Raw genomic sequence first — 7,655 nt, 5'->3', positions numbered from 1 at the left:
CGCCGGACGTGGTCGCGGAGCCTGCTCGCTTCCGCCGGTCTTCATCCAACCGTGACCTTTCCGGGTACCCGCCCCGGCGACGCCGCCGGTGTTCGGCCGGCCGGTCGCGGCATGCCCGACCTGGGCCTTCTCCGTCCCCGCCGCCGCGAGGCGGGGGTGGCCGCCCGCGCCGCGCACCCATGAATTCCTGTCCGAATCATTGACGCGCCCCTGGGCCCTCCGTACCTTGTGCCAGCAAGCGCTTACTTGAAACGATTCATGAGGCGGACGCAACGTCGCGGGGAGGCTCGTATGCAGCAGGGCGGGAATGTGGAGAGGCGGACGATCCTCAAAGCGACGGGGGCCTCGCTGGCCGTCGCGGGGCTGGGGGCGACCGCCACCGCGTGCGGCGGTGGCAGCGGCTCGGGAGACGGAACGGTGACGATCCGTTATTCCTGGTGGGGTGCCGAGGACCGGGCCGAGCGCATCAACAAGACCATCGCGCTCTTCGAGAAGAAGTACCCGAAGATCAAGGTCAAGACCGACTTCCAGCAGTACACCGACTTCTGGAAGAAGTTCAACACGCAGGCCTCCGGCGGAAATCCGCCGGACGTCTTCCAGAATGCCATCGGATTTCTCCGCAAATACGACGCGAAGAATGTCCTGCTCGACCTGAGCGAGCAGGTCAAGGCGGGCAACCTCTCCATGGAGGGCTTCCGGGCCGGCCTGGACAAGTTCGGCGAGATCGACGGCAAGCTCCTCGGCGTGCCCGTCGGTTCGAACTCGATGGCCCTGGTCATCGACAAGCCCGTCTACACCCGGGCCGGAGTCAAGCCCGAACAGGGCTGGACCTGGGACGACTTCGACGAGGCGATGACGAAGATCCGCGACAGGACGGGCCGGGCCGGGGACAGCGGCATGTACGGCGTCATGTACCTCTACGACCTGTACCTGCGCCAGAACGGCAAGGCCTTCTTCACCGAGGACGGACTGGGCTTCACCGAGGCGGACCTGACCCAGTGGTGGACCAAGGCGGAGAAGGGCGTGAAGTCCGGTCTCTTCGCCGACCCGAAGAAGGTCGTCCAGGTCAAGCCCAAGTCGGCGGTCGCCGCGGAGCTCGCGGGCAGCGAGTTCACCTGGGACAACTTCACCGTCCGCTACACGTCGGAGGGCAAGAGCGAGTACGGTCTCGCGCCCATCCCCACCACGGACGGCAAGCAGACCGGCCAGTACCTCGGCTCCCTGATGCTCAGCGCCTCCAAGCGCACCCAGCACCCCAAGGAAGTCGCCCAGTTCATCGACTTCATGGTCCACGACCCCGAGGTCGCCAAGATCATGGGCTACGACCGCGGTGTCCCCACCACCCAGGTGCAGTACGACGCGTACCAGCCGACCGACCCGGTCAACAAGACGATCGCCGCCTACGAGGAGTCCCTCGTGAAGGCGGGCGTCCTGCAGCCCATCACCCCGCACCCCAACGGCGCCGACATCTGCGAGGCCGCGTTCCTGCGCATCGCCGAGGAGATGGCGCTGGGCAAGCGGTCCGTGGACGACGCGGTGGAGCAGTTCTTCAACGAGTCGAAGACGGCTCTCGCCGGCTGATGGGAAGCGCCGTGACACACGCCCCCGCGCTCGAGGGCCCGGCCCGGGAATCCGAGCCGCGGCACGGTCCGGTGAAGTCCCCGAGCCCCGCCGCCCTGAAGCGGCGGCGGCGCCGGGACAACCTGGCCGGCTACCTCTTCATGTCCCCCTGGATCGCCGGTTTCCTGCTGCTCACAGCGGGACCGATGGTCGCCTCCCTCTACTTCGCGTTCACCGACTACGACCTCTTCGACTCGCCCCGGTGGATCGGCCTGGACAACTTCTCCGAGATGTTCGGCGACCCCCGCTGGCGCCACTCGGTCCAGGTCACGCTCTGGTACGTCGTCGTCGGCACGCCGATCAAGCTGATCGCCGCCCTCGGTGTCGCCCTGCTGCTGGCGCAGAAGCGACGCGGACAGGCCTTCTACCGGGCCGCCTTCTACGCGCCGTCACTGATCGGTGCGAGCGTCTCCATCGCCATCGTGTGGAAGGCGATCTTCTCGGACGACGCGGCCGTCGACCGTACCCAGCAGTTCTTCGGGATCGGCGTCGGCGGCTGGACCGGTGACCCGGACCTGATCATCTACAGCCTGGTGGCCCTCACCGTCTGGCAGTTCGGCGCCCCCATGGTCATCTTCCTGGCCGGGCTCAAGCAGGTGCCGCGCGAGCTGTACGAGGCGGCCGATGTCGACGGGGCGGGCAAGCTGCGGCAGTTCTGGAACATCACCCTGCCGATGATCTCCCCGGTCCTCTTCTTCAACGTCCTGCTGGAGACCATCCACTCCTTCCAGATCTTCAGCTCGGCGTACATCGTCGGCGGCGGTGCGGGGGGCAACGCCTGCGGTCCGGCCGACGGATCGATGGTCTACACCTGCTACCTGTACGTCCAGGGCTTCGAGAACAGCCGCATGGGCCTGGCCTCCGCCATGGCGTGGATGCTGCTCGTCGCGGTCGCCCTGGTGACGGCGGTGCTGTTCTGGTCCCAGAAACGCTGGGTGCACTACGAGGAGGGCGGCCGATGAGCGCGCAGGCCACCGACGTCACGCCGGCACCGACCACCAGGGGCGCGCTGCGGCGCAGACTCCCGGGCTCGCTCGCCTGGCACATCGGGTCGCTGGCGATCCTCGCGGTGATCCTCTACCCGGTGGTCTGGGTCATCGGCGGCTCGTTCAAGAAGAGCGAGGACATCGTCGGCAGCCTGGACCTGTTCCCGGGCGACCCGGTCGTCTCCAACTACACGAGCCTCGCCGACGGCATCGCGGACATCTCGATCTCCACCTTCTTCTTCAACTCCCTCTTCCTCGCGGTCGGCTCGGTGGTCGGGATCCTGGTGTCCTGCTCGCTCACGGCGTACGCCTTCGCGAAGATCAGGTTCGCGGGACGCAACCTGCTCTTCACGCTGATGATCGGCACGCTGCTGCTGCCGTACCACGTGCTGCTCATCCCGCAGTACGTGCTGTTCCGCAACATGGGCATGATCAACACGTACACCCCGCTGCTGCTGGGGAAGTACCTGGCCACGGAGGCGTTCTTCGTCTTCCTGATGGTGCAGTTCATGCGCAACCTGCCCAGGGAGCTGGACGAGGCGGCCCGCCTGGACGGCTGCGGGCACTTCCGCATCTACTGGTCGATCGTGCTCCCGCTGTGCCGTCCGGCGCTGATCACCAGCGCGATCTTCACCTTCATCAACTCCTGGAACGACTTCATGGGCCCGCTGATCTACCTCAACGAGCCCGGCAAGTACACCGTCTCCCTCGGCCTGAAGATGTTCGTGGACCAGGAAGGTCTGGCCAACTACGGCGGCATGATCGCCATGTCGCTCGTCGCCCTGCTGCCCGTCCTCGCCTTCTTCCTGGCCTTCCAGCGCTACCTGATCGACGGCATGGCGACGTCCGGTCTGAAGGGCTGAGGTGAGCCGACCATGACCGAGGCACGCGTGAAGGCCCGTACGGAACGGGGCGAGTCACGGCTGGCCGAGGGCTTCGCCCTGTTCGCCGAGTGCCTGCTCACGGGAGTCTGGATCGCGGTGGCCTCCCTGCCGCTGGTCACCTACCCCGCCGCGTTCGCGGCCGGCGCGCGGCACCTCGGGCGCCGGCTCGCCCACGAGCGGGGCGGCTGGCGGGAGTTCGCGGCCGACTTCCGGGCGGCGCTGCGCCGCGGGTGGCTCGTCGGGGTCGCCGGGTGGGCCGCCCTGGCCGCGGTCTGGGTCGACGTCCAGGCCGTGCGCGCCGGTCTGCCGGGCGGCCCGTTCGTGGGTGCCGTCGGGGTGTCCGCCCTGATCGGGGCGGCCGTGGCCGGGCTGCGCGCCGCGGCGGTCTGGCGGCCCGGCGCCTCCTGGCGCTCGCTGCTGGCGCAGGCGGGCCGCCGGACCGTGCTCGACCCGGCCGGCTCCTTCCTCATCGTCGGCGGGCTGGCCCTGGTGGTCTGCTCCGCATGGTTCAGCGCACCGCTGGGGGTCGCCGTCCTGGGCGCCGTCGCGGCGGCGGCGGTCGCCGTGGAGGAGCGCCACCGGCGCCGCTGACGGCGGTGCCTCACCCACCAGGGCCGGCGCCCCGGCGCCGGCGCCCTCTCTGTCATGCCCTTGACACTCCCTTCCCTTGTGCCACGCCCGTGACGCCCCACGCCCGTGACGCCCCACGCCCGTGACGCCCCCAAGCCTTGGACATCCCACGTCCTTGACGCCCCATGCCCTTGACCCCCTGCATCCGCGCATCCGCACGGAACGGAAAGGAAGGCCATGTCCCCCATCCCCCGCAGGTCCCTCCTCAAGGCGGCCGCCGTCGCCGGAGCCGCCGCCCAGTTCAGCTGGGCGCTGGGCGCGAAGAACGCGCAGGCCGCGCCCGCGGCCAAGGACGGTGACGCCGACCCCGTCACGCTGAACTGGCTGGAGGACGGCGGCCTGGGCGCCGCCCCCGGCTCCACCGTCGGCGTCCCCTGGCCCAAGGGCACCTACCGGGAGGACCAGGCGTTCGCCGTCACGGACGCCGACGGCAAGGCCGTGCCCGTGCAGTCCTGGCCGCTCGCGTACTGGCCGGACGGCTCCCTGAAGTGGACCGCGCACGCCGTCGGCGAGGGCAACGGCGAGCTCACCCTGGCCGCCGGCACCCCCGCCGCGCCCGCCGAGAAGGTCACCGTCGACCGGCGCGGCGGCGCCATCGACATATCGACCGGTGTCATCACCGCCAGGATCGGCACGTCCGGCGCCACAGTGGTCAAGTCGGTCACCAGAGGATCCACCGAGATCGCCAGGAACGGCCATCTCGTGCTGCTGCGCCAGCCCGAGATCGAGGACGGCGACCAGGGCACGGTCAAGTGCGAGCGCTTCGACGGCGCCATCGACGAGGTGAAGGTCGAGCAGGAGGGCCCGGTACGCGCCGTCGTCCGCATCGACGGCAAGCACCGCAAGGGCGCACGGAGCTGGCTGCCGTTCTCCCTCCGCCTCTACTTCTACGCGGGAGCCGACTCCTTCCGCATGGTGCACACCATCACGTTCGACGGGAAGCAGGAGCCCGGCAAGGCGAGCGGCGACTTCATCCGCGGCCTCGGCGTCCGCTTCACCGTGCCCATGCGCGACGCGTCCTACGACCGTCACATCCGCGTCGGGGGCGAGGGCACCGGACTGCTGCGCGAGGCCGTCAAGGGCATCACCGGCCTGCGCCGGGACCCCGGGGCGGCCGTGCAGGCGGCGCAGTTCGCCGGCGAGAAGCTGCCCGACCCGTCCACCTGGGACCAGCGGGTCACCACCCGCCTGAAGTACATCCCCGAGTGGGGCGACTACACCCTCTCCCAGCTCTCCGCCGACGGCTTCACCCTGCGCAAGCGCACCAGGAAGGGCCACGGCTGGATCGGCGCCGGCGGCGGCCGGCGCGCCTCCGGCTTCGGCTACGTCGGCGGGGTGAGCGGCGGCCTCTCCTTCGGCCTGCGCGACTTCTGGGAGAAGTACCCCGCCCAGCTCGACATCCGCGACGCCCACACCGACGAGGCCGAGGTCACCCTCTGGCTCTGGTCACCCGAGGCTCAGCCCATGGACCTGCGCTTCTACCACGACGGCATGGGCCAGGACACGTTCCCCGAGCAGATCGAGGGCCTCAACATCACCTACGAGGACTACGAGCCCGGCTTCGGCACCCCCTACGGCATCGCACGCACCTCGGAACTGCTGTTCTGGGCCAACGCGGCCACCCCGAGCGCCGAGCGACTCGCCGAGCAGGTCGAGGCCGTACGCGTACTGCCCCAGCTGGCCGCCCCGCCGAAGCAGCTCATCAAGGCCAGGGTCTTCGGCCCCGGCCTCTACTCCGAACCCGACCGCTCCACGCCCGCCAAGGCCAGGATCGAGGACCACCTCGACTTCCTCTTCACCTACTACAAGGACCAGGTGGAGACGCGCCGCTGGTACGGCTTCTGGGACTACGGCGACATCATGCACACCTACGACACCGCCCGGCACCAGTGGCGCTACGACATCGGAGGCTACGCCTGGGACAACTCCGAACTCTCCCCGGACCTCTGGCTCTGGTACGCCTACCTGCGCTCCGGCCGTGCCGACATCTTCCGCTTCGCCGAGGCCATGACCCGGCACACCGGTGAGGTCGACGTCTACCACCTGGGCGAATGGGCCGGCCTCGGCACCCGGCACGGCGTCCAGCACTACGCCGACAGCGCCAAGCAGCAGCGCATCGCCAACACCACCTACCGCCGCTTCTACTACTTCCTCACCGCCGACGAACGCGTCGGCGACCTCATGCACGCCAACGTCGACTCCGACGAGACCTTCCTCGTCCTCGACCCCATCCGCAAGATCCGCACCGAGCCCTACACCCCCGACCGCAACGCCCTGTCGGTCGGCTTCGGCACCGACTGGAGCGGCCTGGTCTCGGCGTGGCTGACCGAGTGGGAGCGCAAGGGCCCCAAGTGGGAGAAGGCCCGGGCCCGTGTGCTGTCCACGATGGAGACCATCGCCGCCCAGCCCAACGGCTTCGTCCAGGGCAGCGGCCTGTACGACCTGGACACCGGGAGGTTCGCCGTCGCCGACGCCCCGAAGGTCGAGGTCTCCCACCTGTCGGCCGTCTTCGGCCTGAACGAACTGTGCGCCGAACTCATCGACCTTGTCGACATGCCGGAGTTCAACGAGGCGTACTACGACTACTGCCGCTACTTCAACGCCACCAAGGCCGAACAGGCGGCCCGCTACGGCAGCAACTTCGGCAGCCTGATCCTCTTCCAGGGCCACTCGCGCCTCGACGCCTACGCGGCCGTACGGACCGGCGACGAGAAGCTCGCCAGGCGCGCGTGGGAGAAGTTCTACACCTCCGACGGCTACAAGGAGTCCGCGCCCTGGAAGACCGAGAAGCTCAGCGGCCCCGTCACACTCGTGCCGGGCAGCGAGGCGAGCTGGGTGTCCACCAACGACACCGCCCTCTACGGCCTCGCCGCCATCGAGAACCTGGCACTCCTGGGGGACAGGATGCCGTAGCCGGCACGTGACGGGCGCGGACGGGGCACACTCCTCAGGTGGACTGGAACCATTACCGATTCCTCAGCCGGTGGACCCTGCCCGCGCCCGCCCCGGACGTCTACCGCTCGCTGGAGCGGATCGAGGACTACCCCCGCTGGTGGCCCCAGGTGCGCGAGGTCACCCGGCTCGACGACACCAGCGGACTCGTCCGGTTCCGCTCGCTCCTCCCGTACGACCTGACCGCCACGCTGCGCGAGGGACGGCGCGACCCGGCGGCAGGGGTGCTGGAGGTCGCGCTGAGCGGGGACATGGAGGGCTGGGCACGCTGGACGATCATCCCGAGCGGCACCGGCGCCCTCGTCCGCTACGACCAGGAGGTCGTCGTACGCAAGCCGCTGCTGCGCCGGCTCGCGGTGCCGGGGCGGCCCCTGTTCCGGGCCAACCACCGGCTGATGATGCGGGCGGGGCGGCGCGGGCTGGCCGCGCATCTGCGAGCGGTTTGATGGAAGCGCGCGAAGGCCTGTATTGTTCAGTGCGTTCCCGGGCGATTAGCTCAGTGGGAGAGCGCTTCGTTCACACCGAAGAGGTCACTGGTTCGAACCCAGTATCGCCCACGCTCGTGACAGCGACGTGGTCCGCA

6 protein-coding genes and 1 tRNA gene are annotated in these 7,655 nt (G+C 69.4%); all 7 read left to right on the top strand.

Going from position 1 to position 7,655, the window contains the following annotated elements; all coding sequences use genetic code 11:
- Positions 1-291 precede the first annotated feature (291 nt).
- Complete coding sequence (locus tag KUM32_RS08235) at positions 292-1,581, top strand: ABC transporter substrate-binding protein (protein ID WP_217141139.1); 1,290 nt, start codon at positions 292-294, stop codon at positions 1,579-1,581.
- The gene (locus KUM32_RS08230; protein WP_217141138.1) at positions 1,581-2,582 is read left to right on the top strand and encodes a carbohydrate ABC transporter permease; all 1,002 of its coding nucleotides are present in this window, start codon (positions 1,581-1,583) and stop codon (positions 2,580-2,582) included. Before KUM32_RS08235 ends, KUM32_RS08230 begins: the two co-directional genes overlap by 1 nt.
- Entirely contained in the window at positions 2,579-3,469 is an 891-nt protein-coding gene (locus tag KUM32_RS08225; protein WP_217141137.1) for a carbohydrate ABC transporter permease, read from the top strand. The genes KUM32_RS08230 and KUM32_RS08225 overlap by 4 nt, the downstream gene beginning before the upstream one ends.
- A gap of 12 nt (positions 3,470-3,481) precedes the next feature.
- Positions 3,482-4,081, top strand: coding sequence for a hypothetical protein (locus tag KUM32_RS08220; protein ID WP_217141136.1), 600 nt, complete (start codon positions 3,482-3,484; stop codon positions 4,079-4,081).
- A gap of 216 nt (positions 4,082-4,297) precedes the next feature.
- Positions 4,298-7,033 (top strand): Tat pathway signal sequence domain protein, encoded by a 2,736-nt coding sequence (locus tag KUM32_RS08215; RefSeq protein WP_217141135.1) that lies wholly within the window; start codon positions 4,298-4,300, stop codon positions 7,031-7,033.
- A gap of 38 nt (positions 7,034-7,071) precedes the next feature.
- A complete protein-coding gene (locus tag KUM32_RS08210) occupies positions 7,072-7,518 on the top strand; it encodes an SRPBCC family protein (RefSeq protein WP_217141134.1) in 447 nt (148 codons plus the stop codon).
- Between the two features lie 39 nt (positions 7,519-7,557).
- A tRNA-Val gene (locus KUM32_RS08205) sits at positions 7,558-7,629 on the top strand.
- The last annotated feature ends 26 nt before the right edge of the window (positions 7,630-7,655 follow it).

Source organism: Streptomyces sp. AC627_RSS907 (assembly GCF_019049165.1).
The sequence above is the reverse complement of the archived record's forward strand: the minus strand, read 5'-3'. Positions and strand labels throughout refer to the sequence as shown.